The organism is Streptomyces yamdrokensis, from assembly GCF_053890455.1.
In genome coordinates, this window is sequence record NZ_CM132679.1 from 7102578 (window position 1) to 7127470 (window position 24893).

The following is a 24893-nucleotide window of genomic DNA, read 5'->3' on the forward strand; positions in this document are numbered from 1 at the left end:
CTTTCAGACCGTCCGCACCCCTGTCTTCCGCGGACGCCGGACACCGTGGCGAAACAGACACGAGAAGGAGCACTTCATGACCGTCACGCATGCTGGTCCGGCCGTCGGCCTGCGCGAAGCGCGCATCCCGCAGGACGGGATGTACGAGGGGAGGCGCACGCTGCGCCGGCTGCCCGAGGGACGGGAGGAACGTCCCTACGAACGGTTCGACGTGCTCCCGCAGGCGCGCACGATCGGCGCCGAGATCAAGGGTGTCGACCTCTCACGCCCGCTCGGTCCCGCGCTTCGCGAGGAACTCGACCGGGCTCTGCTGGAGTGGAAGGTGCTGTTCTTCCGCGCCCAGCACCTCACCTCCGACCAGCAGCGCGCCTTCGCGGGCCACTGGGGCGAGCTGGAGACGAACCCGCTGCTCGCCACCGGTTCCACCGAGGACGTCGTCCGCTTCGACAAGCGTGACTCGGCCACCCCGACCTACGAGAACGTCTGGCACGCCGACGTCACCTTCCGGGAGCGGCCCGCGCTCGGCGCCGTCCTCCAGGTACGCGAGATGCCCCCGTTCGGCGGGGACACCATGTGGGCGGACATGGCGGCCGCCTACGACAACCTTCCCCAGGAGGTGAAGGACCGTATCGACGGCGCCCGGGCCGTGCACGACTTCATTCCCGGCTTCGCCAGGTTCTACGGGCCCGAGCGGCTGATCCCCCATCAGGACCGGTTCCCGCCCGTGGAACACCCGGTCGTGCGCACCCACCCCGAGACCGGGCGGCGCATGCTGTTCGTGAACACCTCCTTCACCACCCACATCACCGGGATGGCCCGCGACGAGAGCGACCGGCTGCTGCGGTACCTCTTCCAGCAGGCGCACGTTCCGGAGTTCCAGGTGCGCTTTCGCTGGCAGCCGGGGGACGTCGCCTTCTGGGACAACCGCGCCACCCAGCACTACGCCGTCAACGACTACGGCCGCGAGCGCCGTGTCGCCGAGCGCGTCGCCATCGCCGGCGACCGCCCCTACTGAGCGCCCCTGCCGGCCGCCGTCCACCGGTCCCCGCACAGCATGTCCGCTTTCGCGGGACCGGCGGGCGGCGTGGGCCGGGCGCCGGTCACCCTCCCCCGAAGGTGACCGACGCCCGACCGCTCCCCCGGCGCCGGACAGTGGTCGTGGCGTCCGGTGCGGCGGCCCGGTGCTGCTACCAGCACATGACCGCCGTCTCGCCCGAACCCCGTGCGGAGTACAGGCGGATCCGGACGAAGTAGCGGCGGCCCTTGACGAGCCGGACCGCGAGCGTCGCGTTGCGCGGGGTTCCCCCGTCGTCGTGCCCGGCGAGATAGCGGGGCTCCCCGTCCCGCTCCTCGAACACCACGACGACCAGGTCGCCGTCGCCGAAGGTGCCCACCGTGTACGCGCGGGACTCCACCGGGTCGATGTGGAAGTCGGCCTGTTCGCCGGGGCCGAGGCCCAGCGGTACCGAACGGAACGGCACCAGCGTGGGCGGGCCGGGCCGTTCGGCCGGGGGATACCAGCCGAGGACGAACTCCTTGTCGGCCGCGGACAGGGTTCCGGGCGGATGGACGCCCCCGCGGTACTGCTCCGGTTCCAGGATCAGCCCCGGCGCGAAGGTGTACCCCATGATCGAATCGGCGTCCCAGACAGGGCCGTTGGCCTCGTTCGCGTCCAGCTCGCGCAGGATGTTGCGGTGCGTCCGCTCCCGGCTCCAGTGGTTGGGCGGGCCCGCGAGCTCGGCGTACACGGCCTCCTCGTCCCAGTGGAGACCGGCGCAGGGGCTCTGGTGCTCGTGCAGCATGCCCAGGGCGTGCCCTATCTGGTGCAGGGCCGTCCCGCGCTCCCCGGGCGCGGTCAGGTCCCAGCCGAAGTTCATGGTGCGCTCGTGCAGACCTGCCGGCAGCGCCTCCTTGCCCACGGCCGACCAGGAACCGCCGCCGGACTGGAAGCCGATGCGCAGTTCCGCCTCCGAGTGGTCGCGGACCTCGGCGAAGGTGAGTCCGATCCCGAGGTCCTGCCACTCGGCGAAGCACGCGCGCACCACGTCCTGCTGCCTCTTGGTACCACCCCACGACACCCAGCGGGTCCGACCGGTTCCCGGCACGGGAATGACCGACCCGTCGGTGTCGCCGCGGAAGAAGCAGTAGTGCAGCACGGTGCCGTTGACCCACATCCGCCGCCCGGCCGTCAGCGCGCCGAGCCGCTCGGCGGCGAGCCCCGGCGCGAAGGCGGGGGCCGGCTGCCGCGGCAGCGAGCAGTAGCGAGGGGTCATGGGCGACAGGGTGCCCCACGCGGGGCCTTCGGCGCCTGAGTCGGGGTCTACTCAATTCGCCCTGTATCAAGGGTGAGTATCCCTGCTCCTGTTGCCGTGACGACTTTTCCGGGGAACACGACCACGCCGTACACGCGGTTCACGCCGAACGAGAGGGACGAGGCGCCGTACGTCAGGGACGCGGTGGCGCCGGAGCCCTTGCCGGTCTGGCCGTTCACCGGCCGTGAGGACGAACTCCAGCTGGTACGGCGCTCGCTGACCGGCGCCCGGCGCGGCCTCGTGGTGGCCGGGCCGGCGGGGCGGGGCAAGACCCGGCTCGTGACCGAGGCCCTCCGCGGTACCGACTGCACCCGGGCCACGGGGATCCCGCAGGCCCACCGGATACCGTTCGCCGCCTTCGCCCCGCTGCTGCCGGAATCGGTCACCCTGCACCGCGCGGTTCAATTCCTCTCCGGAGCAAGGACCTTGCTGGTCGACGACGCCCACCTGCTCGACGACTCCTCCGCCGCCCTGGTCCATCAACTCGCCGTGCGGTCAAACACCCGGCTGCTGATCGTCGTCACGGACGGGGCCCCCGTACCCGCCGCGGTGTCCCGGCTGTGGACCGGTGAACTGCTGCCCCGCCTGGTCCTGGAGCCACTGCCCCGCGAGGAGAGCGCACCACTGGTCGCGGCGGGCCCGGGTGGCCGGATTCTGGAACCGCTCACCGTCAACCGGCTGCACCGCCTCGCCGGCGGCGACCTGCGGCTGCTGCGCGAACTCCTCGGCGCGCTGGGGGAACACGGGCGGCTCACCCGCGTACCGGGCACCGCCGAGTGGGCCTGGCGCGGCCCGGTGCCGCTCACCCCGGCCGTCCGCGAACGCACCGCCCACCTGCTCACCCGTACCGGCCCCGGTGAGCGCGAGACGCTCGACCGCCTCGCCTTCGCCGAACCGTTGCCGGTGGCCCCGGTGGCCCCGGTGGACCCGGTGGACCCGGTGGACCCGGTGGACCCGGTGAGCCCGGACGGTCTCGACCTCGACGCCCTCGAACGCCTGGAGGACGACGGACTGGTCCACGTCGACGACCGGGGGACCCTCGGCCTGGCCCACGCCCTGCACGGCTGCGTCCTGCGGGCCGCGGCAGGCAGGCTGCGGGCGCGACGGCTGGCCCGCGCCCCCGAGGAGTACGAACCCGCCCTGGCGGCCGAGACCGCCGTCCTCACCACGCTGGTCGAACAGGACGACGTCCGGACGGTCCCGGCGCCCGTGGGGGACTGGCTGGTGGCGGAGGGCGCCCCGGTGCCCGCGGCGTACGCGGCTCTGCGGGCCCGGCTCGCGCGGCTGCGGGGCGAGGTGCGGGAGGCTGCCGCATGGGCCCGCGAGGGACTGCGCACGACGCCCTCCGCCCCCTCCTGCCAAGCCGAACTCGCCCTCGCCGAAGCGCAGTCGGACGGCAGCACAGGCGTGCGGCACGTCCCCGGTGCCACCCACCCCTCCCACGACCCCTACCAAGCCGTCCGCCTGGGTACCCCCGAGCGGGCCGCCGGGCGGCTCACCGGTGTCTTCGCCGCCCATGCCGACGCCCTCGTGCACGCCGACGGCCCCGCCCTGGACCGCGCGGCGGGAGAGCTGGAGCGGCGCGGCTTCCTGCTGTACGCGGCCGAGGCCTACGCCCAGGCCGCCACCGCCCACCGCGCCCCGGGCGCCGCCCGCACCGCACGCACCCGTGCCCTCGCCCTCGCCCGCCGCTGCCAGGGCGCCCGCACCCCCGTGCTGGCGGGCCTGGTCCTGGGTGAACTCACCGCACGGCAACGGCAGATCGTCACCCTTGCCGCCACCGGCCTCAGCAACCGGCAGATCGCCGAACACCTCACCCTGTCGGTCCGAACCGTCGGCAACCACCTGTACAGCGCCTACACCCGCCTCGGCGCGAGCGATCGCACCGCCCTGCCCCGGCTGACGGAACTCCGGCCGGTGGAAACCCGGCCGGCCGAACCACGCATGACGCAACCCCGGCCGGCCGCACCCCGGGAGGCCCAGCCCGTCTGACCCCCGTACCCCGGTCCCCAAGGACTTTGTTCAGGCCGCGCCGAACGCCGAGAACGACCATCCGGTGGCCCGGTGCACCGCGTCGCCCGGCAGGGAGGCCCGTGCGTCGCGCAGGGCCTCCGCGAGGGAAAGGCCCGCGTCGAGCCCCTTGTGCAGCGCGAGCATCAACGGCACCACCGCGGCGTCGTTGACGGGCGCGCTGCACGCCACCACGCCCGCGGTACCGAGTGGAAGCAGCGCCGTGACCAGGCCCAGGAGTTCGTCCGCACCCACGCTGGCGAACCGCGCGGTGTCGCAGCAGGAGAGGATGATCCGGTACGGGCTGCGGTCGAGCCGCTCGAAGTCGTGCACGATCAGCGGCCCGTCGGCCATCCGCAGCGAGGAGAACAGCGGGCCGTCCGCACGGAACTCGCCGTGCGCGGCGATGTGCGCCAGCTCGGCCCCGTCCAGTTCCTCCAGGACCCGCTCCACCCTCGCGTCGTCCTCCTCCAGGACCCGCGCCCCGCCGTACCGGCCGGCGAGCTCCGACACCTCCGCGCCGCCCGTCGCGAGCCCGGGGCCGCGCACCAGCACCTGGCGGCCCCCGGACGGCGGCGCGGTCTCCCGCGCGCGCAGCCAGCCGCTCGCCGACGGCGACACGCTGAACACCCGGTCCCGCAACGACGGCAGCAGCGCCCACGGCACCCGGTGCAGCCGCCCCGGCGGCACGACCACCAGCGGACCGGTGCCCAGATGCGCCGCCGCCGGACCCAGCAGCAGCTCCTCCAGACGCCTGCCCGCGGCCTCCACCACCGGCAGCCGTGCCTGAGCCCCCGGATGGGCGAGGCGCCGCAGCCCGGCCTGCACATGCTCGGCCTCGGTCTCCGCCGCGGCCAGCTGCCCCGCCTCGAACCGCCGGACCCGCCCCTGTCCGCACAGCAGCACCTGCACCCGCCCGTCGAGCACGGCGAGTTCCACCAGCAGGACGTCACCACTGTCGCTCAGCCGCTGCAGCAGCCTGCCGACATCGAACCTGTCCCCGATGTCGAAGCGGCCCCGGCCGTCGGCCGGCGTACCGCGCACGTGCAGGGTGCGGGAACGGATCTCCCGCTCCAGACGCCGCTGTTCCCGCTCCAGCGCCGGTACGGCCCTGCCGTCCCTCCGCGACTCCTCCGCGCGGGCGGCGATCTCCCGGTAGGCCGTCATGCCACTGAGCAGCGCCGGGTCGGCGGGTGGCCGGGTGGGCGGTGTGGACAGCGCGGTGGCCCGCCAGCGCTCGCTCCACACCAGCAGCCGCCGCGGCCCGCCCGAAACCAGGCTCGCCCGCTGCGCCAGGGCGGCCAGCTCCGCGCCCTGAGCGGTGGCACGGGCCCGCAGTTCCGACGCGCCCAGCGTCATCCGGTGGTCGTCGAGCACGTCGAGCCCCCGTCGGCAGGCCTCCAGCACACCCCGCGCGGACCCGGCCGCCTGCGCCCGCAACGCCTGCGCCGCCCAGCCCGTCAGCCGCGCGAGCGGAGGCCCGCTGCGTCTGCTGCGGGCGGCGACCGTCAGATGCCGCTCGGCGTCCGCCGTCCAGCCGAGATCCAGCGCGATCCGGCCCGCGAGCAGCGACGCCTCCGGCGCCGTCGGCGCGCCCAGCGCGGCCAGCCGGTCGGCCACCGCGGCCGCCTCCGCGACCAGCCGTCCCGAACCGCGTCCGGCCGCGTGCCGCGCCTCGATCAGCACCAGCCGTGCGTGCGTCTCCCACCAGGCGCGCCGCTGTCCCGCGAACAGCCGTACGGCGAGCGCCGCGCGGGCGATCGCCGTCTGCGGGTCGTCCGCCAGCCGGGCCGCCCGCGCGGCGGCCAGCAGCAGCTCCGCCTTGCGGGTGGACTGGCCGCCGATCCCGTCGAGCGTCTTGACCGCCGCGTCCGCCCCGGCCAGCGCCTCGGACGCCAGCCCCGCCGCCATCAGCACCTCGCAGCGCCGGATGTCGAGCATGAACGTCGGCGTGCCGAGCTTGGCGTAGCGCTCCTCCGCCTCGTCCAGCAGCCTGAGTGCCGCCGGGACGTCACCGGAGCGGAACGCGGCGAGACCCCGGCTCTCCACGGCGTCCGCCTTGTCGTGCTCCTGGCCCGTGGTGTCCCACAGCGCCTCCGCCGCGGTGAAGTCGGCCTCCGCCCGTTCCACCGCGCCCAGTGCCAGATGCACCGTCGCGCGCAGGGTCAGGGCACGCGCCGTCCAGATCACGTCGTCCACCTGCCGCAGCACGGTGATCGCCCGCCGTACGTCCTCCAGCGCCTCCTTGTGATGCCCCAGCACCCACCACGCGTACGCACGCCGGAACAGCACGCGCGCGCGTGTGTGCCCGGTGCACCGCTCGACGCCACGGCTCAGGGCGTCCAGACCCTGCCGAGTGCGCCCCGCGTGAACCAACGCCACCCCGAGGGTGCCCAGGACGTCCGCCTCCCGCTCGGCCGAGTCCGCGCGCGCCGCCCAGTCCCGGGCCCGCCGCAGATGGGTCAGGGCCAGCCGCATGTCGCCGAAGTCCCGCTGCCACATGCCGATCACCTGGTGGGCGACGGACGCGTGCAGCGGCGTGGGACGGCCGCCCAGTACCTTCTCCGCCCCCGCCAGGGCTTCGCCCGGGGCGGCGAACACCATCGGCAGCAGTTCCAGCACCGATTCGCTTCCCGCTGTCACCTCATGGATGGTAGTGCTCCGCAACCGCGCCCCACAGGTGTGACGTTGTATCAAAAGACCGTCCCACGACTCTGATTCACGACGCGTCGTCCGACCGGCGCCGTCGGACGGCAGCACCGCCCGACGGCAGCGTCACCCGACGACACCGACTCCGCTCCACGACAGCTCCCGCGGCCCCGGCCGCCATCGTCCCGGTGGAGGACACGCCATGGCACCACAGCGATTCCGTGAGCAGTACGACCAGATCCAGCGTTCCATGCCCGACGTCCCCCTGGCGATCGGCCCGGACGACGCGGGAGAGTTCCTCTACGAGAAGGGCGTCGTGCTCGCCCGCGACGGCGAGGAGGCCCGCCTCGTCGAGGACACCGTGCGGCAGCACTTCACCGCGTTCGCCGGCCTGACCGCCGACCACGTGCGCCGGACGGGCCCGGAGACCAACCGCTCGGGCATCACCCGCATCCGGGTCGCCGACCCCGGGCAGGGCGACGGCAGCGGCGACCCCGCCGTCGCGGGCGCCCTGCGCGCCCTGCGGGAGCCGGAGGGCCGTACCGGCCGCCGGCTGGTCAGCCGCAATCACGTGGTGTCGATCGCCGTCAACGCCTGCCCCGGCGACGAGCCCGTCCCCGTGGGGGCCGACGCGCAGCCAAACCCGGCCGTCGCCGACGGCGCGTACGCCGGGGACAGCGCCGTCGGTGTCCTCGTCATCGACACCGGCCTCATGAACGACTACCGGTCCTACCCGCTCCTCGCCCACACCCGGGGCGACGCCCAGGTCGAGGAGTGCGGGGAGGACGGCCTCCTGAGGCAGTACTGCGGTCACGGCACGTTCATCGCGGGGCTCGTCGCGGCCGTCGCCCCCAACACGGACATCACCGTCCGCGGCACCCTGAACGACGCCGGTGCCATCCTGGAGTCCGAGTTCGGCGAGAAGCTGTTCGAGGCCGTCGACCAGGGCGGCTGGCCCGACGTCATCAGTCTCTCCGCCGGCACCTCCAACGGCCGCACCGACGGACTGCTCGGCGTCGACGCCTTCATGCGGGAACTGAGGCAGCGGCGCACCCTGCTGGTCGCGGCCGCCGGCAACAACTCCAGCGCCACGCCGTTCTGGCCCGCCGCCTACGCGGACCTCCCCGGCTTCGAGAACGCCGTCCTGTCGATCGGCGCCCTGCGCGGCGACGGCGACTTCGGCGCCTGCTTCAGCAACCACGGCGCCTGGGTGAGGGCCTACGCCCCCGGTGAGCGCCTCACCAGCGCGCTCACCGGCTTCGAGACCCCCGTGCCGTACGTGTACCAGCACTCCACCTACGACGCCTGCCGCTACGGCTTCGGCTACGCCTGCACCTGCAGCCACCCCCGGCACACCGGCGTCCTCAGCGAGGAGGGCGGCTCCGGCAAGCCGGACCAGGTGATGTTCGAGGGCCTCGCCCAGTGGAGCGGCACCTCGTTCGCCACCCCCGTCGCCGTCGGCATGGTCGCCGCCCACATGACCGCGCGGGCCGAGACGGACCCGCGCAAGGCCCGGCGGCAGCTGATGGACGCGAACAGCGACGTCGCCGAGGTGCGCGGGGCGAACGTACCGGCGCTCATCCCGGCCACCTGGCGTCCCACGCCGGTCGCGCTCCCCTCCGCCCGGACATGAGGTCCAAAACCGTCCCCTCCGCGGCGTACGATGACGTGCCGTACACGAGGGGTGGGGACGTGGACCGTACTGATGTCGGCGCGTTGGTCCAGTCCGCCGTCGGCGGCGACGCGGCGGCCTGGAAGGCGATCGTGGAGGGGCTGGGCCCCCTGGTGTGGTCCGTGGTGCGCGCCCACCGGCTCTCCGACGCGGACGCGCACGAGGTCTACCAGACGGTGTGGTTCCGCTTCGCCCAGAACCTGGGGCGCATCCGCGAACCGGAGAAGACCGGCGCCTGGCTGGCCAGCACGGCGCGGCACGAGTGCCTGAAGGTGCTCAGGAACGCGCGCCGGCTGACCCTGACGGACGACCCGCAGCTCCTGGACCGGGCCAGCGAGGACGGTGCACCGGAGCAGTCGCTGCTGGAGGCGGAGGAAGCCGCCGCCCAGAGCGAACGGGTACGGCGGATGTGGCAGGAGTTCGAGGAACTCGGCGACCGGTGCAGGCAGTTGCTGCGCGTGCTGATCGCCTCGCCGCCGCCCAGCTATCAGGAGGTGTCCGCCGCGCTCGGTATCGCGGTGGGCAGTATCGGGCCCCTGCGCCAGCGCTGTCTGCGCCGGCTGCGGGCCCGGCTCGAGGCACGGGGGGCGATGTGAACGGCATGGACGGCATGGACGGCATGGACGGCATGGACGGCACGCACGACGGGATGGACGACGATCTGCTGGAGGAGGAACTCCGGCAGGCCGCCGCCGTCCTGGACCCGCTGCCGCCGGCGCTGCTGCAGATCGCCGTGGACGCCTACGCGCTGCACGACCTGGACGCCAGGGTGGCCGAGCTGACCTTCGACTCGCTGGTCGACGCCATCCCGGTCAGAGGCGCCGAGGACCCGCCGCGGATGCTCACCTTCAGCGTGGGCGAGGTGACCGTGGACGTCGAGGTGACCGCGCACGGCCTCATGGGGCAGCTGCTGCCGCCCCAGCCGGCCCGGATCGAGGTGCTGGGCGGACCGCAGCCGGGCTCCTCCCTCACCGCCGACGACATGGGCCGCTTCACCGGCGCCACCCCGCCCTCCGGCCCGTTCGCCCTGCGCCTGCGGACCGCCGGGGACGTGGTCGAGACGGAGTGGCTGCGCACCTGAGCCGTATCCCGGCCCGGTCGTAGCGCGTCGCGCTACGACCGGGCGCCGGGAACGACGCCCGGTCGGCGCGACACCGCGTCCACCAGGGTCCCCAGGGCCGAGGCGAGGTCCCGCAGGCCCGCTCCCGCGGGACCGCCCGGCTCGGTCATGTACGTGTCCCGGCGGATCTCCACCATCAGCGCCGTCACCTCCGCCCGCTTCTCGTAGAACTCCAGCGGCACGTACGTCCCGGCGAACGGGCTGTCGAGTCCCGTCTCCCCGCAGGGCGCGAACGCCTCACGGGCCGCGTCGAGCAGACCGGCCGGCGTGTGGAAGGCGTCGGTGCCCAGGCAGACCGGCGGGCGCGGGCCCTCGCCGTGGAGTTCGTAGGGCAGGGGCGCGGTGGGGTAGGAGTGGACGTCGATGATCACGGCCCGCCCGGTGGCCGCCAGACGGTCCGCCACAGCCTGGGTCATGGCCTGCGCGTACGGACGGAAGTACCGCTCGATCAGCGGCCCGTGCTCGAACCCTTCGGGCCGCAGCGTCTCCTTGTGCGTGGTCCGGGTGTAGACCGCGCCCATCCCGGACGCCAGCATCTCCTCCCGCTCGTCCGGGAACCGCTCGGGGTCGATCACCAGCCGGGACAGTCCGTTCACGAACCGCCACGGAGTGATCCCGGCCGCCTCGGCGGCGGCCTCGGCGATCGCGGCGGTGTGCGCGTCGGTGATGTGGTCCAGCTCCCGCTCCAGCTCCGCGTCGCCCAGCACGATCCCGGACCGCACCCCGGCCGGTATCTCCCGCGAGGAGTGCGGCACATGGAGGATCACGGGGGAGTCCCCGGCACCGGGAAGAAGACGGAAGGGCTGCGGGACGTGCGGGACCTGCGGGGTGTGCTGCGGTACCGGCGGGACATCGGTCATACGGCTGCTCCAAGGGCGTTGTCAGTGGTGCGCGACAAGATCAAGGTGCCACACGCCACTGACAACGCAGCCGCCGCACCGGGACCGAGGACCGGTCCCATGCCCCTCACCAACGCGCAGGTCACCGCCCATGCGTTCCTCCGGGACCTGTTCCGGGACGGCCGCTGCCCGGACCACGTCGTCGACCGGGGCCGCGGCGTCCTGTTCGCCCTGTGCGCGCGGATCGAGGCGGAGCGGCCCGCCGGCCTGCCCGCGCTCCACGTCCTCACCCACGCCGCGACCGAGGAGTTCAACGACCCGGCGGCCGCGTTCGTGGAGGCGAGCAACGAGATCGAGACGGTGTCCCGCGAGGCGACGGCCCGGACCGCCCGGACACGGCTTTGCCCCGGCCGGGCGCGCTGCCGGCCGGGGCGGAGCGGGCAGCCCTCGAGGGCTGCCCGGTGGCGTCAGCTCAGGGACGCCAGCGCCTCGTTCCACGTGGCGGACGGACGCATGACCGCGGCCGCCTTCGCCGGGTCGGGCTGGTAGTAGCCGCCGATCTCGGCCGGCTCGCCCTGGACGGCGCCCAGCTCGTCGACGATCTTCTGCTCGTTCGCGGCGAGGGTCTCGGCGAGCGGGGCGAAGGCCTTCGCCAGGTCCGCGTCGCCGGTCTGACCGGCCAGCTCCTGCGCCCAGTACAGGGACAGGTAGAAGTGGCTGCCGCGGTTGTCGATGCCGCCGAGGCGACGGCTCGGGGACTTGTCCTCGTTGAGGAAGGTCGCCGTGGCACGGTCGAGGGCGTCGGCGAGGATCTTGGCGCGGGCGTTGCCCGTGGTCTCGGCGAACTGCTCCAGGGACGGCACCAGGGCGAAGAACTCGCCCAGCGAGTCCCAGCGCAGGTAGTTCTCCTTGACCAGCTGCTGCACGTGCTTGGGCGCGGAACCGCCCGCCCCCGTCTCGAACAGGCCGCCGCCCGCCATCAGCGGGACGACCGACAGCATCTTGGCGCTGGTGCCCAGCTCCAGGATCGGGAACAGGTCGGTCAGGTAGTCGCGCAGCACGTTGCCGGTGACCGAGATGGTGTCCTCGCCACGGCGGATGCGCTCCACCGACAGCTTGGTGGCCTCGACCGGGTTCAGGACGCGGATGTCCAGGCCCTCGGTGTCGTGCTCGGCCAGGTACCGCTCGACCTTGGCGATCAGGTGGGCGTCGTGGGCGCGGGTCTCGTCCAGCCAGAACACGGCCGGGGAGCCGGTGGCGCGGGCGCGGGTGACGGCCAGCTTGACCCAGTCGCGGATCGGCGCGTCCTTGGTCTGGCAGGCGCGGAAGATGTCACCGGCGGAGACGGCCTGCTCCAGGACGGTGTTGCCGGCCCGGTCGACGAGGCGGACGGTTCCGGTGACCGGGATCTCGAAGGTCTTGTCGTGGCTGCCGTACTCCTCGGCCTTCTGCGCCATCAGGCCGACGTTCGGCACCGAGCCCATGGTGGACGGGTCGAAGGCGCCGTTGGCGCGGCAGTCCTCGATCACGGCCTGGTAGACGCCGGAGTAGCTGGAGTCCGGCAGGACGGCGAGGGTGTCGGCCTCCTGGCCGTCGGGGCCCCACATGTGGCCGGAGGTGCGGATCATGGCCGGCATGGACGCGTCCACGATGACGTCCGAGGGGACGTGCAGGTTGGTGATGCCCTTGTCGGAGTCGACCATCGCCAGCTTCGGGCCCTCGGCGAGCTCGGCGTCGAAGGACGCCTTGATCCCGGCGCCCTCGGGCAGGCCCTCGAGACCCTTGTAGATGCCGCCCAGACCGTCGTTCGGGCTGAGGCCGGCCGCGGCGAGCTGCTCGCCGTACCGCGCGAACGTGTTCGGGAAGAAGGCGCGCACCACGTGGCCGAAGACGATCGGGTCGGAGACCTTCATCATCGTGGCCTTCAGGTGCACGGAGAACAGCACACCCTCCTGCTTGGCGCGGGCGACCTGCGCGGTGAGGAACTCGCGCAGCGCGGCGACCCGCATCACGGAGGCGTCGACGACCTCGTCCTTCAGGACGGGTACGGACTCGCGCAGCACCGTGGTGGTGCCGTCGTCACCGACCAGCTCGATGCGCAGCGCACCGTCCTCGGCGATCACCGCGGACTTCTCGGTGGAACGGAAGTCGTTCTCACCCATCGTCGCCACGTTGGTCCTGGACTCGCCGGTCCAGGCGCCCATGCGGTGCGGGTGGTTCCTGGCGTAGTTCTTCACCGAGGCGGGGGCGCGGCGGTCGGAGTTGCCCTCACGCAGGACCGGGTTCACGGCGGAACCCTTGATCCTGTCGTAGCGGGCGCGGATCTCGCGCTCCTCGTCGGTCTTCGGGTCGTCCGGGTAGTCCGGCAGCGCGTAGCCCTGGCCCTGGAGCTCGGCGACCGCGGCCTTGAGCTGGGGGATCGACGCCGAGACGTTCGGCAGCTTGATGATGTTGGCCGCGGGGGTCTTCGCCAGCTCGCCGAGCTCGGCGAGGGCGTCCGGGATGCGCTGGTCCTCGGTGAGGTGCTCCGGGAACACGGCGATGATGCGTCCGGCCAGCGAGATGTCACGCGTCTCCACGGGGACACCGGCCTGGGAGGCGTACGCCCGGACCACCGGCAGGAACGAATACGTCGCCAGGGCGGGGGCCTCGTCAGTGTGCGTATAGATGATGGTCGAGTCAGTCACCGGGTGCTCCGCTCCACGTCTGCAACATTGCTCGACATCAAGATATCCCGTACGCGCCCTGAGCTCGACAGGGGTCCGGACCGTATGGGGGCCGACCGCGCCGCCCCCATGGGTTTCGGACCCCTGCGAACCGGTCGGCCCGCCGTACGTCAGATCGGCCGGGACACCGTCATGTCACCCGGTTCCGGCTCGGCGCCGCGCTGCTGCGGGAAGATCACCGAGCCCTGCTGCAGCGCCACCGTCCGCGCGGGCGACGGGATGCGGATGCCCTCCTCGCGGTAGCGCCGGTGCAGCCGTTTGACGAACTCGTGCTTGATCCGGTACTGGTCGCTGAACTCGCCGACGCCCAGGATCACGGTGAAACCTATGCGGGAGTCGCCGAAGGTGTGGAAACGCACCGCCGGCTCGTGTTCCGGGAGCGCCCCGGTGATCTCCGTCATCACCTCGGCGACGACCTCCATGGTGACCCGCTCCACCTGCTCCAGGTCGCTGTCGTAGGACACCCCGGCCTGCACCAGGATGGTCAGCTCCTGCTCGGGACGCATGAAGTTGGTCATGTTCGTCTTCGCGAGCTGTCCGTTGGGGATGACCACCAGGTTGTTGGAGAGGTCGCAGACCGTCGTCTGACGCCAGTTGATGTCCTCGACATAGCCCTCCTCGCCGCTGCTCAGCCGGATGTAGTCACCGGGCTGGACGGTCTTGGAGGCGAGGATGTGGATGCCCGCGAACAGGTTGGCGAGCGTGTCCTGGAGCGCCAGCGCGACCGCCAGACCGCCGACGCCGAGGGCGGTGAGCAGCGGGGCGATGGAGATGCCCAGCGTCTGGAGCATCACCAGGAAACCGATCGCCAGAACCAGGATCCGGGTGATGTTCATGAAGATCGTGGCCGAGCCGGCGACGCCGGACCGGGCCTGGGTCACCGACTGCACCAGGCCGGCCACCACCCGGGACACCGACACCGTCGCCGCGAAGATGACCAGCACCGTCAGCGTCTGGTTGACGTTGTGCTGCACGGTCCTGGTCAGCGGCAGCGCCGCCGCCGCGGACGCGGCGCCGCCCGCGACCGCCGCCCACGGCGCGATCATGCGCAGGGCGGCCACGGCGACGTCGTCGCCGCGCCACTGGGTGCGGTCCGCGTGCCGGCCGAGCCAGCGCAGCAGCATGCGCAGCAGGAACGCCGCGAGCAGGCCGGCGACGATCGCGATACCGGCGTACAGCACGTCGTTCATGGTGAGCGCACGCGTCATCGCTCACCTCCGGCGAACGCCCCTGCCATGGAACGTATGTGATGTCGTGTCACGTCTCGTCACCTGCTCGCGTTCGGGGATGCCCGGGGGAGTGCGGCCCGGGAGGGCGTGCCGTGCCGAACCGGTCGCCGGCGGTCGGCACAATCGCTCATCCTGCCGTATCCGCAAGGGCGGTTCGTACCACGCCGTGGCCGCGGGGAGGCCTGCTGCCGCCCTGGTCGGACGGGCCGCGCCCATTCCGTGCAGGCGGCGGGTCTTGACCTCAACAATGGTTGAGGTTCTACCTTTCCCGACATGAGCATGGAAACCACAGCCTGGACCCAGCTGCGCAGCGTCATGACAGCGGAGGAGGAACACCGCCCCTTCGCGCGCCGGACGCTGCGCCGCATCGCGGGGTTCGCCCGCCCGCACCGCCGCCGCATGGCCCTTTTCGTCCTGCTCGGATCCGCGACCGCGATGCTCGCCGTCGCCACCCCCGTACTGGCCGGACGCGTCGTCGACACCATCGTGACCGGCGGAGACTCGGCCACGGTCGTCAGGCTGGCCCTGCTCATCGCACTGATCGCGGTGGTGGAGGCGGCGCTCGGCATCCTCGGCCGGAGACTGTCGGCGTCCCTCGGGGAGGAACTCATCCTCGATCTGCGGACCGCCGTCTTCGACCATGTGCAGCGGATGCCGGTCGCGTTCTTCACACGCACCCGTACGGGCGCGCTCGTCTCCCGTCTCAACAACGACGTGATCGGCGCCCAGCGGGCCTTCAGCAACACCCTGTCCACCGTGGTCGGCAACGTGGTGACGCTGGTGCTCGCCCTGGCGGTGATGCTCACCCTGTCCTGGCGGATCACCCTGCTCGCCCTGCTCCTGCTGCCGGTGTTCGTCGTCCCCGCCCGGCGCATGGGCCGCCGCATGGCCAGGATGCAGCGCGAGGCCGCCGCCCTGAACGCGGCCATGGGCACCCGGATGACCGAGCGTTTCTCCGCGCCCGGCGCCACCCTCGTCAAACTCTTCGGCCGCCCGCAGGAGGAGTCGGAGGAGTTCGCGCTGCGCGCCCGCCGGGTCCGGGACATCGGCGTGCGGACGGCCACCGCCCAGACCGTCTTCATCACCGCGCTCACCCTCGTCTCCGCCCTCGCCCTGGCCCTCGTCTACGGCCTCGGCGGTCACCTCGCCCTGCGCGGTTCCCTGGAACCCGGCGCCGTCGTGTCCCTGGCGCTGCTGCTGACCCGTCTGTACGCCCCGCTGACCTCCCTGGCAGGGGCGCGGGTGGAGGTGATGAGCGCCCTGGTCAGCTTCGAGCGGGTCTTCGAGGTGCTCGACCTGAAGCCGCTGATCGAGCAGAAGCCGGACGCCCGCGACGTGCCCGACGGTCCGGTCTCCGTCGAGTTCGACGACGTCCGCTTCGGCTACCCCTCCGCCGACAGGGTCTCCCTCGCCTCCCTGGAGGAGGTCGCCTCCCTGGACACGCGCGGCGGCGCCGAGGTCCTGCACGGCGTCTCCTTTCGCGCCGAACCCGGGCAGACCGTGGCCCTCGTCGGCTCCTCCGGCGCCGGCAAGTCGACCATCGCGCACCTGCTGCCGCGCCTCTACGACGTCGACTCGGGCGCGGTGCGCGTGGGCGGCGTCGACGTGCGCGACCTCACCGCGCAGTCGCTGCGCGACACCCTCGGCATGGTCACCCAGGACGGCCACCTCTTCCACGACACCGTCCGCGCCAACCTGCTGCTCGCCGCGCCCGCCGCGAGCGAGCCCGACCTGTGGGACGCGCTGAGCCGCGCGCGCCTGGACGACCTCGTACGCTCCCTGCCCGACGGTCTGGACACGGTGGTCGGGGAGCGCGGCTACCGGTTCTCCGGCGGTGAGCGCCAGCGCATGACCATCGCCCGGCTGCTCCTCGCCCGGCAGCGGGTCGTCCTCCTCGACGAGGCCACGGCCCACCTGGACAACACCTCCGAGGCGGCCGTCCAGGAGGCCCTCACGGAAGCCCTGGAGGGCAGGACGGCCATCGTCATCGCGCACCGGCTGTCCACCGTCCGGGCCGCGGACCTGATCCTGGTCGTGGAGGCCGGCCGCATCGTGGAGCGGGGCACGCACGAGGAACTCCTGGCACTCGGCGGCCGCTACGCCGAACTGCACCGCACCCAGTTCGCCCGCCGGCCCGCGGACCAGGAGCGGAGCGCGGCGGTGGTGGTGTAGAGCCCACCCGACGCCCAGGACCTGACACCCGACGCCCCGTGGGGCGTACGCGCGAGCGCCGGCGGTGCTCGCGCGTACGGCCGCCTACGGTTCCTTGCGGTTCCCTGCGGAGGGTCGTTCCGCGTCACTCTCCACGGAAGTCGCCCCGCTCCGCACGGAACTCTCCCCGTCGCCGGACCTCCCGCTCTTCGGACCGCCACGGCCACGGCCGCGACCGCGGCCGCGGCCGGAGCCCTCACGGCCGCCGCCACGCCCTCCGCTGTACGCGTCGAGCTCGATGGCGAGCGGTGAGGCGGTCAGCACCGACGAGTACGTGCCCACCGCGACGCCGATCAGCAGCGCGAGCGCGAAGTCGGTGAGCGAGTCACCGCCGAGCACCGCCAGCGCGGTCAGGATGAAGATCACACCGATGCCGGTGTTGACCGTACGGGGCAGCGTCTGCAGGATCGCCCGGTTGGTGGACGAGGCCAGCGGAGCCTTGGGGTTCTTGGCCCACAGTTCCCGGATGCGGTCGAAGACCACCACGGAGTCGTTCACCGAGTAACCGATCACGGTGAGCAGTGCGGCCAGGAACACCCCGTCGATGGGCTTGCCCAGCCAGGCGAAGACGCCGGTGAGGATCACCACGTCGTGCGCCAGGGTGCCGACCGCGGCCGTACCGAACATCCAGCGGAACCGGACGGCGAGGTACACCAGCTGGGCGCCGAGGGCCAGACCCAGCGCGATCAGCGCGTTGCGGCGCAGTTCGTCCCCGAGGCTCGGACCGATCAGCTCGTCGCGGACCTTCTCCGCCCCGCCGCCGACCTCGCCGACGGCCTCGGCGACCTCGACCGCCTCGGCGTTGCTCAGCTCCTCGGTGCGCACGGTCAGCCGGTTGTCCCCGGAGGACTGCACGACGGCCTGCGGGAAACCGGCGTCGGCCAGGGCCGCCCGGGCCCGGTCCGGATCGACCGTGCTGCTGGTGGAGTACTCGATCAGGCGGCCGCCGGTGAACTCCACGCCGAAGTTCAGCCCGCGCACCAGGATGCCCGCGCCGGTGACGACGAGCACGAGGAGGGAGACCGCCAGCCAGCGGCGTGGGCGGCGCATCAACTGCGGGTCGCGGCGGGTGAGGTACTCGCGGACCCGGCCGATGGAGGCCAGGCCGGTGACCTTCGGCCGACGGTGCACCCACCGGCGCGCCACGGCGAACTCGGCGAACACCCGCGTGATCACCAGCGCGCTGATCATGGAGGCGACGACACCGATGGCCAGGGTGACGCCGAAGCCCTTCACCGGACCGGAGGCGAGCAGGAACAGGAGCACCGCCGCGATGAGCGTGGTGATGTTGGAGTCGGCGATCGCGCTGAACGCGCCCTTGAACCCGGAGGTCAGCGCCGAGCGGCTGCTGGGCCGGCCGCGATGGCCGTACTCCTCGCGCGCTCGTTCGAAGACCAGCACGTTGGCGTCGACGGCCATACCGATCGCCAGGACGAAACCGGCCAGACCCGGCAGCGTCAGCGTCGCGCCGAGGGCCGCGAGGGCGGCGTAGGAGATCACCCCGTAGCAGACCAGGGCCAGGGTGGCCAGAAGACCCATCAGCCGGTAGACGGCGATGATGAACACCGCGGTCAGGGCGGTGCCGACGACGGCGGCCCAGGCGCTCGACTCGATGGCCTCGGCACCCAGCGTCGGCCCCACGGTCCGCTGCTCGACCGTTTCGACCGGCACCGGGAGGGCGCCGCCGCTGATGAGCAGGGCGAGTTCGCGGGACTCGTCGCTGGTGAACGAACCGGTGATCTGGGTGGACCCGCCGGTGATACCGGCGCCGCAGGCCACGGACGGATCGACCTGCGGCGACGAGATGATCTTGTCGTCCAGTACGATCGCGACCCGGCGCTGCGGATCGCCCGCCGGGTGGCAGGCCGCCTCGCCGGTCAGCTTCGCCCAGCCCCGGTCGTCCTTGAAGTCCACGGTGACGAGCCAGCCGGCGGCGCCCTGCTGGTCGAAGGCGGCCTCGGCGCCCTCCACGTCCTCGCCGGTGAGCGCGGCGGGAGCCAGGTGGAGTTGCTCCCCGGCCTCGTCGGACAGGACGCGTTCGCCCTTCGGCAGCGGATCGTCGGGGCCGGACCCGGTACCGGGTCCGAGCACCGGATGGACGGTGAGCTGCGCGGTACGTCCCAGCACCTCGGCGGCCTGCCGCGGGTCCTGCACACCGGGCAGCTCGACGATGATCCGGTTGTCACCGGAGCGGACGATGGTGGGCTCGGCGACGCCGAGCGCGTCGATCCGGCCCCGCAGGACCTCGAGCGTGCGGTCGGTCGCCTCGCCGTCGGCCTCGAGGGTTTCGGTGGAGCGGGTCTCCAGCACGATCTGGGTACCGCCGCGCAGGTCGAGTCCCAGACGTACGGGGACCGTCGCGGCGATGTAGACGGACACGGCGATCACGGCGAGTGCGAACAACGCCCGGACACGGGCGGAACTTTTCACGGATGACTCCAGCAGTCGCGCCGCGGCCGGTCGGGCACGCGGCGGAGGGGAAGAGGAACGGGACTCTCACGTGCTGGACGGCCCGGGCGGCGCCCGGCCGAGGTCCGCCGGCATGTGCGCGGCGGCGGGCGGCGCGTGCCCGGCCGCCGGGGCGGGCCGGGCCGGGCGCGGCGGGATACGGGGGGTGTGCGCGGGGGTGAAGAGCAGATGACCCGCCGGAACCGTGCGCTCCCCGGCGTCCCGCTGCGGCCTGAGCGGGACGGTACGGGCGGTGCAGCCGTCGTCGGTCCGCGGACGTGCGTCCGAGGAGCCGGCTCCGGGCGCGGCGGAGGGGTCCGGAGCGTACGGCCCCGGCCCGTCGGGTGCCGGGGCACCGGGTACGGCGGGAGCGGGTCCGGACGGGCCGGGAGCCACGGGGCCGGGAGCCGCAGGGGCGTCGTGGACCGGTGACCGCGCCGCGCGGACGGTCCGTGGGTCGTCGGCGAGACCGAGCCCCAGGGCCAGGAGGACGGAGGCCAGGGCGGCGAGGACCGCGACGGCGCGGAGCGGAAGGCGGGCGGCACGTCCCGGCGGGGTGGCGTTCAAGGCTCGACGAGCCCCGCGCGGATGGCGTACCGGGTCAGATCCAGGCGGTCCCGCAGCCCCAGCTTGTTCAGCAGGTTCTCGCGGTGCCGCTGCACCGTCTTGACGCTGATGAAGAGCAGCCCGGCGATCTCCTTCGACGAGTGTCCCTCGGCGACCAGCTTGAGCACCTCCTCCTCGCGCGGCGTCAGCAGCTGGGGTGCCTCCTCGCCGTGCCTGACCCGGTCGAGGTAGTTGCGGATCAGGGCGGTGACGGCCCCCGGGTAGAGGAAGGGCTCGTCACGCATCGCGGCCCGGCAGGCGGCGACCAGATCACGGTCGGCGACCGACTTCAGGACGTACCCGCCGGCCCCGGCCTTGAGCGCCTGGAACAGGTACTGCTCGTTGTCGTGCATCGTCAGCATCAGGATGCGCAGGCCCGGCTTCAGCGCGGACAGCTCACGGGCGGCCTGCAGACCGGTCATCCGGGGCATGGCGATGTCCAGCACCGCCAGGTCGATCTCCTGGGCGCGGGCCATGGAGATCGCCTCCGCACCGTCACCGGCCTCGGCGACGACCTCCAGGTCCGGCTCCCGGTCGAGGATCAGCCGGACGCCTCGGCGCACCAGGGCGTGGTCGTCGGCGAGCAGGATCCGGATCGTGGTCGGTGAGGCCTGGTGGTTCATGACTGCTTCCTGACGGCGGGCACGGCCAGCCGGATCCGGGTGCCGGTCCGGGTGACGGGAGTGATGTCCAGTGTCGCCCCGATGAGCAGGGCCCGTTCACGCATACCGCGCAGGCCCGCCCCCTCGTGGGCGGCACCGACTCCACGGCCGTCGTCGGTGACCTCGAGGACGACCTGGTCGTCGTCCCGGTACAGGCTCACCGTGGCGGAGCGCGCCTCGGCATGCCGGGCGACATTGGTCAGACTCTCCTGCGCCACACGGTAGATCACCAGCTCCGTACCGTTGTCCAGCGTGGGCAGGCCGGCGTCGAAACGGCGCTGCACCCGCAGCCCGGTGTGCGTGGCGAACTCGGTGGCGAGCGAGGTGACGGCACTGACCAGACCGAGATCGTCCAGTACCCCCGGACGCAGCCGGCGCACCAGCCGGCGGACCTCGTCCAGACTCTCCCGGGTGATCTCCCGCACCTGCTGGATCTCGCCGCGCAGCGGAGCGGGCGCCTCGTCGGCGACCTGCTTCAGGGCCAGCAGGATGGCGGTCATGCTCTGCCCGACCTCGTCGTGCAGTTCGGCGGCGATCCGGCGCCGCTCCGCCTCCTGGGCGAGCAGGGCACGGGCGCTGCTCGCGGCGCGCTCCTTCTCCAGCCGCTCCAGCATGGCGTTGAACGTACTGACCAGCTCGGCGACCTCCCCGCCGCCGCGCACCGGAAGCCGCTGACCGGGCCGCAGCAGATCGACGGTGGCCATCAGCCGGGTCACCCGGGCCAGCGGGGCCAGCCCGATCCGCAGCAGGGCCGCGTTGGCGACGAGCATCACGCCCATGCCGCCCACCAGGATCACCGCCTCGGTCAGCAGTACCGGCACGGACACGGTCACCGGAGCCCACAACAGCAACGAGGTGGCCGCGCCCAGCACCACCGCGTTGAGTCCGAAGATCCGCCAGTACAGGGACACGGAGGTCACGCCTTTCCTCTTTCGTCTGCCTCTACTGTCGGGCACCGCGGCGCCCGACGCGGCAGCGGCTCCTGGTCCCGGCGAACAGCCAAACGGACAGGGTGCACGAGCCGGCGGACTCCGGTCGATGGGCTCCGTGCCCCATTTGAGCCCGCCGGGCGGGCCCATGCCGTCCGGACTGGGTCCTCGGACCCGGCGCAGATGGGTACCGCGCCCAATGGGTTCCGGGCGGGGAAGCGGCGATGGTGATGGATCGACCAGAACCACCATCCGTCACCAGAGGAGACTCTCCGTGTCGCTCGACCTGCCTCTCACCGAATCACGTGCCGACCACCCCGCCGTGGACCAGATCAGGCAACGCCTCGAACACGCGCGCACCACACGAGTGGCACAGCTCAAAGCGCTCGACGACACCGGACAGAGCCCCGGCGATCACCTGCTGGCCAACCAGCAGGACTCCATCAGGCGTGTCCTGAAGGAGATCGACGAGGCCTTCGCCCGCGTCGAGGACGGCAGCTACGGCACCTGCCTGGGCTGCGCCAAGCCCGTCCCCGCGGAGCGGCTCGAGATCCTGCCGCACACCCGGTACTGCGTCTCGTGCCAGAGCCGCGCGGCCTGACCCCACCCGGCCCCGTATCCGCACCCGGCCCGTCCGTAATCCTCTCCCGCTCTGCCCAAGGGGTTGAAGTGGTGACCCACCAGACGATCGACGAGCACGACGAGGTCCTCACATCCGAGGACCTCGCGACGTTGCGTGCGAACCTGCGCGAGCAACAGCTTTTCCGCCGGGACCAGCTGCGGCAGTTCGCCGTCGACGCCGGGGCGTTCCCCGGCGGGCCGGGCAGCCCGGGTGACGCGGGCGTGCCGCAGGTCGCCGGCCAGATCGAGGTCCAGGTCAGGCTCGCCGCGTCCGCCCGCATGGTGCTCGCCGACGTGGAGGCGGCGCTCACCCGCATGGACACCGGGGACTACGGCGTCTGCCACCTGTGCCGCGGCCCCGTCGAACGCGACAGGCTGCTGATCGTCCCGCAGGCCCGCTACTGCGCCCGTTGCCAGCAGGTGCGAGAGGCCGCGCGATGACCACGGCACACCACCGGCCGCCGGACGGCCGGCCGGAGCACGTGCGTACGCGGCACGTACGGGGGTGACCCGCACGGCCGCCGAAATGCTCCGCCCGCGCGCTGCACCCACCGTCCCGGGCGCGCGGGCGGTGGCCGCCCCCACCGCGGACACCCACCCCGCCGGACCGCTCCCGGAGGGGTGCCTCGGGGCGTACCTCACCGAGGCGGTGCCGCGCGGGGGGCACCGTCACCGGCGCCCGGCACACCCCGCCGGGCGCCGGTGACCCGTGTCGTGACCCGTCCCACGGCGGCCCGGACGGCGACACCCCGCGCCCCGACACCCACCCACCTGCCACCCACCCCGAAGGAGTCATGCCGTGGCGGGCACCATTCCTCCCGCACAGCCGCCCCCGGGCCCCCGTCTCGGCCCGCCCCCGACATCCCGGCCGTGGCGTCGGCGGCCCAATCCCCTGCGCCGCCCGGCCGACGTTCTCCAGGCACGGGTCGGCTTCGGGCTGCTGCTGACCGTGCTGGCCGCGGCGCCTGTGGCCGGCGTCGTCGTCGCGGATCTCGCCCACCGCCACCACGAGGACACGGCCCGCCACCAGACCCTGACCCGGCACGAGACGGACGCGACCCTCACCGAGGACGTACCGCGCCATCCGGAGCCCGGATCCGACGAGGCGAAGCTCGCCCGATACCCCGCCGAGGTCCGCTTCACCACCCCCGACGGGCGCACCGCCACCACCCGGGCCGAGGTCCCACCCGGGCTGTCCGCCGACAGCCGGGTGCGCATCTGGGTGACCGCCGCGGGCCAGGCGACCGAACCGCCGCTGACGCGTGAGCAGATCCGCAGCCGCAGCATGGGCTGGGCCCTCCTCGCCGCCGTCGGAACCACCCTCGCCGGCCTCGCCGCCCACGCCGCGGCCCGCCATGCCGTGCGGCGCCGCAACCTCGCCGCATGGGAGAGGGCCTGGGCCGAGACGGCACCCCACTGGACGACACCCGGATGAACGTATGAACGGACGAACCGTCATACGGACCGCACGGAACCCGTAGGCGCGGCCGGCTCGCCCGGGGCATCCGACATCCGGAAGGGAGAATCAGGGGGACCCCGCTCACCCGCCCGACCGGCGCGCCTCCGACGCCGGTGACATCGTGCGCCGGGAGGCGCTGCCCGTCGGGCCGACGGGCAGCGCGACCGACCTGTTCCACCGGACCGTCGGCCTCATCGCATTGCGGTCGCCCTCGGCGCCCTCGCCCCCCATCGCTTCCGGGCGGACCGCGTTCACCCGGAAGGACCGCTCCCGCGCGGGCTTCCTCCACAAGCGGTCCACCGAGGACAGCCGTATCGACCGGACCCGGCCCGCACAGGACCTGGCGCCCCCGGTCTGCGCCCGGTCCGAGCCGTGTCCCGGCGTCCTCGCCCTCCACCGGGGCCGGCGGCTGGGGGTTCCGGCCGCCCGCGCCCCCGGGGGCGCCGCGGGGGTACGCCCGGCCGCAACCACGACCTGGCCGTCACCCGCGTACGCGCCGGGGACGGCCGTGAACTCCCCGCCACGAAGGCGGAAGAGGACGCGGCGGGGAGAGGCGGACAGATTTTTGCAGGAACTGCATTTTTGCGTATTCTGCACGATGTGAGTGAGAGAGACCCCGCAGAGGGCGGGCTTCGGGGACGCAAGAAGCGGGCGACCCGCGCTGCCCTGACAGCGGCCGCGGTACGGCTGGCGGCGGAGCACGGCGTGGAGAACGTCACCGTCGACGCGATCAGCGAAGCCGTCGGCGTCTCCCCCCGCACGTTCTTCAACTACTTCGACTCCCGTGACGACGTGTTCGTGATGGTGGGCGCGGAGTCGGGCGCGCGCGTCCGGCAGGCGGTGCTCGCCGCGCCCGCCGACGTGCCTCCGCTGGTGGCGCTGCGCGACGCGCTGGCCGCGGAACTGGGGGAAGTGGAACAGCAGCACGAGCTGTGGCAGCTGCACTCCGAGGTGCTGCGCAGATCGCCTCACCTGCTCGCGCGCAGCTTCGGCGCCCACATCGAGGACGAGTTGTCCCTGGCGGAGACGCTCGCCGAGCGCGTCGGCGCCGGTTCGCCGCTGTTCACCGGGGACCGTCCTTCCTTCGGGACGGCCGAGGGGGAACTGCGCAGGCAGGCCCTGGGGCTGTATCCGAGGCTGCTGGCCGCGGTCGGCTCCACGGCCGTCCGTGTCGCCGTGGAGCACTGGTGCGTGCGGCAGGACGAGGCCGCCTTCGAGGCCGTCTTCCGGACGGTGTTCGACCACCTGGCCGCCGGACTCCCGGAACCGGCCGTGCCGGCGGTGCCGGCGGTGCCGGCGGACGAAGCCTGAGCGGATCCGTCCCTCACCCGACCTCCGAACCTTTGTGAAAGAGCTGAAGTGACCGAATCGCCGGCGCCCGCAGAGGCGTCACCCACCTC

20 protein-coding genes are annotated in these 24893 nt (G+C 73.0%); 11 read left to right on the forward strand and 9 right to left on the reverse strand.

Annotated elements, in window-relative coordinates; translation table 11 throughout:
- Positions 1-76 precede the first annotated feature (76 nt).
- Positions 77-1015 (forward strand): TauD/TfdA dioxygenase family protein, encoded by a 939-nt coding sequence (locus ACWZEH_RS31415; RefSeq protein WP_456194444.1) that lies wholly within the window; start codon positions 77-79, stop codon positions 1013-1015.
- 172 nt (positions 1016-1187) lie between these two features.
- On the opposite strand, the gene absR1 is transcribed toward ACWZEH_RS31415, so the two are convergent.
- Entirely contained in the window at positions 1188-2273 is a 1086-nt protein-coding gene (absR1, locus tag ACWZEH_RS31420; RefSeq protein WP_456194445.1) for a beta-glucuronidase AbsR1, read from the reverse strand.
- 183 nt (positions 2274-2456) lie between these two features.
- Between absR1 and ACWZEH_RS31425 the strand changes: the two genes are divergently transcribed.
- Positions 2457-4304 (forward strand): LuxR family transcriptional regulator AbsR2, encoded by a 1848-nt coding sequence (locus ACWZEH_RS31425; protein ID WP_456199936.1) that lies wholly within the window; start codon positions 2457-2459, stop codon positions 4302-4304.
- Between the two features lie 30 nt (positions 4305-4334).
- Here ACWZEH_RS31425 and ACWZEH_RS31430 read toward each other — a convergent pair whose 3' ends face one another.
- Positions 4335-6926, reverse strand: a complete 2592-nt coding sequence (locus ACWZEH_RS31430) for a CHAT domain-containing protein (RefSeq protein ID WP_456199937.1) — start codon at positions 6924-6926, stop codon at positions 4335-4337.
- A gap of 247 nt (positions 6927-7173) precedes the next feature.
- Between ACWZEH_RS31430 and ACWZEH_RS31435 the strand changes: the two genes are divergently transcribed.
- From ACWZEH_RS31435 to ACWZEH_RS31445, 3 genes are read left to right on the forward strand one after another with little or no spacing between them, the layout of a single operon-like run.
- Positions 7174-8604 carry a S8/S53 family peptidase gene (locus tag ACWZEH_RS31435; RefSeq protein WP_456194446.1) on the forward strand — a complete coding sequence of 477 codons (1431 nt, stop codon included), beginning with the start codon at positions 7174-7176 and terminating at the stop codon, positions 8602-8604.
- A gap of 59 nt (positions 8605-8663) precedes the next feature.
- Complete coding sequence (locus ACWZEH_RS31440) at positions 8664-9239, forward strand: RNA polymerase sigma factor (RefSeq protein ID WP_456194447.1); 576 nt, start codon at positions 8664-8666, stop codon at positions 9237-9239.
- A gap of 14 nt (positions 9240-9253) precedes the next feature.
- Positions 9254-9724 carry a hypothetical protein gene (locus ACWZEH_RS31445; protein WP_456199938.1) on the forward strand — a complete coding sequence of 157 codons (471 nt, stop codon included), beginning with the start codon at positions 9254-9256 and terminating at the stop codon, positions 9722-9724.
- Between the two features lie 32 nt (positions 9725-9756).
- Here ACWZEH_RS31445 and ACWZEH_RS31450 read toward each other — a convergent pair whose 3' ends face one another.
- A complete protein-coding gene (locus ACWZEH_RS31450) occupies positions 9757-10623 on the reverse strand; it encodes an N-formylglutamate amidohydrolase (RefSeq protein WP_456194448.1) in 867 nt (288 codons plus the stop codon).
- Between the two features lie 99 nt (positions 10624-10722).
- Between ACWZEH_RS31450 and ACWZEH_RS31455 the strand changes: the two genes are divergently transcribed.
- Positions 10723-11151, forward strand: coding sequence for a DUF5713 family protein (locus tag ACWZEH_RS31455; RefSeq protein WP_456194449.1), 429 nt, complete (start codon positions 10723-10725; stop codon positions 11149-11151).
- Here ACWZEH_RS31455 and ACWZEH_RS31460 read toward each other — a convergent pair.
- Both ACWZEH_RS31460 and ACWZEH_RS31465 read right to left on the reverse strand, forming a co-directional pair.
- The gene (locus ACWZEH_RS31460; protein ID WP_456194450.1) at positions 11070-13289 is read right to left on the reverse strand and encodes an NADP-dependent isocitrate dehydrogenase; all 2220 of its coding nucleotides are present in this window, start codon (positions 13287-13289) and stop codon (positions 11070-11072) included. The two genes, ACWZEH_RS31455 and ACWZEH_RS31460, sit on opposite strands and share 82 nt — an antisense overlap.
- Before the next feature lie 149 nt (positions 13290-13438).
- On the reverse strand, positions 13439-14536 hold the full coding sequence (locus ACWZEH_RS31465; protein WP_456194451.1) for a mechanosensitive ion channel family protein: 1098 nt from the start codon (positions 14534-14536) through the stop codon (positions 13439-13441).
- A 300-nt stretch (positions 14537-14836) separates the two neighbouring features.
- On the opposite strand from ACWZEH_RS31465, the gene ACWZEH_RS31470 reads away from it, so the two are divergent.
- Positions 14837-16729: an ABC transporter ATP-binding protein gene (locus ACWZEH_RS31470; RefSeq protein ID WP_456199940.1), complete on the forward strand. Its 1893-nt coding sequence runs from the start codon at positions 14837-14839 to the stop codon at positions 16727-16729.
- An 84-nt stretch (positions 16730-16813) separates the two neighbouring features.
- Here ACWZEH_RS31470 and secD read toward each other — a convergent pair whose 3' ends face one another.
- From secD to ACWZEH_RS31490, 4 genes are all read right to left on the reverse strand, one after another.
- The gene (gene secD / locus ACWZEH_RS31475) at positions 16814-19198 is read right to left on the reverse strand and encodes a protein translocase subunit SecD (RefSeq protein WP_456194452.1); all 2385 of its coding nucleotides are present in this window, start codon (positions 19196-19198) and stop codon (positions 16814-16816) included.
- Between the two features lie 66 nt (positions 19199-19264).
- Complete coding sequence (locus ACWZEH_RS31480) at positions 19265-19783, reverse strand: hypothetical protein (RefSeq protein WP_456194453.1); 519 nt, start codon at positions 19781-19783, stop codon at positions 19265-19267.
- Positions 19780-20445 (reverse strand): response regulator, encoded by a 666-nt coding sequence (locus tag ACWZEH_RS31485; RefSeq protein WP_456194454.1) that lies wholly within the window; start codon positions 20443-20445, stop codon positions 19780-19782. The genes ACWZEH_RS31480 and ACWZEH_RS31485 overlap by 4 nt, the downstream gene beginning before the upstream one ends.
- Positions 20442-21404, reverse strand: a complete 963-nt coding sequence (locus ACWZEH_RS31490) for a HAMP domain-containing sensor histidine kinase (RefSeq protein WP_456194455.1) — start codon at positions 21402-21404, stop codon at positions 20442-20444. Before ACWZEH_RS31490 ends, ACWZEH_RS31485 begins: the two co-directional genes overlap by 4 nt.
- 283 nt (positions 21405-21687) lie before the next feature.
- On the opposite strand from ACWZEH_RS31490, the gene ACWZEH_RS31495 reads away from it, so the two are divergent.
- From ACWZEH_RS31495 to ACWZEH_RS31510, 4 genes are all read left to right on the forward strand, one after another.
- Entirely contained in the window at positions 21688-22014 is a 327-nt protein-coding gene (locus tag ACWZEH_RS31495; protein WP_456194456.1) for a TraR/DksA family transcriptional regulator, read from the forward strand.
- A 71-nt stretch (positions 22015-22085) separates the two neighbouring features.
- Positions 22086-22475 (forward strand): TraR/DksA family transcriptional regulator, encoded by a 390-nt coding sequence (locus tag ACWZEH_RS31500; RefSeq protein WP_456194457.1) that lies wholly within the window; start codon positions 22086-22088, stop codon positions 22473-22475.
- 358 nt (positions 22476-22833) lie between these two features.
- Complete coding sequence (locus ACWZEH_RS31505; protein WP_456194458.1) at positions 22834-23469, forward strand: Rv1733c family protein; 636 nt, start codon at positions 22834-22836, stop codon at positions 23467-23469.
- Positions 23470-24084: 615 nt separating this feature from the next.
- A complete protein-coding gene (locus ACWZEH_RS31510; protein WP_456199942.1) occupies positions 24085-24804 on the forward strand; it encodes a TetR/AcrR family transcriptional regulator in 720 nt (239 codons plus the stop codon).
- The last annotated feature ends 89 nt before the right edge of the window (positions 24805-24893 follow it).

Coding starts and splice junctions, on each gene's coding strand:
- ACWZEH_RS31415 (WP_456194444.1), top strand. CDS start 77: ATGACCGTCACGCATGCTGGTCCGGCCGTCGGCCTGCGCGAAGCGCGC.
- absR1 (WP_456194445.1), bottom strand. CDS start 2,273: ATGACCCCTCGCTACTGCTCGCTGCCGCGGCAGCCGGCCCCCGCCTTC.
- ACWZEH_RS31430 (WP_456199937.1), bottom strand. CDS start 6,926: ATGGTGTTCGCCGCCCCGGGCGAAGCCCTGGCGGGGGCGGAGAAGGTA.
- ACWZEH_RS31435 (WP_456194446.1), top strand. CDS start 7,174: ATGGCACCACAGCGATTCCGTGAGCAGTACGACCAGATCCAGCGTTCC.
- ACWZEH_RS31445 (WP_456199938.1), top strand. CDS start 9,254: ATGGACGGCATGGACGGCATGGACGGCACGCACGACGGGATGGACGAC.
- ACWZEH_RS31450 (WP_456194448.1), bottom strand. CDS start 10,623: ATGACCGATGTCCCGCCGGTACCGCAGCACACCCCGCAGGTCCCGCAC.
- ACWZEH_RS31455 (WP_456194449.1), top strand. CDS start 10,723: ATGCCCCTCACCAACGCGCAGGTCACCGCCCATGCGTTCCTCCGGGAC.
- ACWZEH_RS31465 (WP_456194451.1), bottom strand. CDS start 14,536: ATGACGCGTGCGCTCACCATGAACGACGTGCTGTACGCCGGTATCGCG.
- ACWZEH_RS31470 (WP_456199940.1), top strand. CDS start 14,837: ATGGAAACCACAGCCTGGACCCAGCTGCGCAGCGTCATGACAGCGGAG.
- ACWZEH_RS31485 (WP_456194454.1), bottom strand. CDS start 20,445: ATGAACCACCAGGCCTCACCGACCACGATCCGGATCCTGCTCGCCGAC.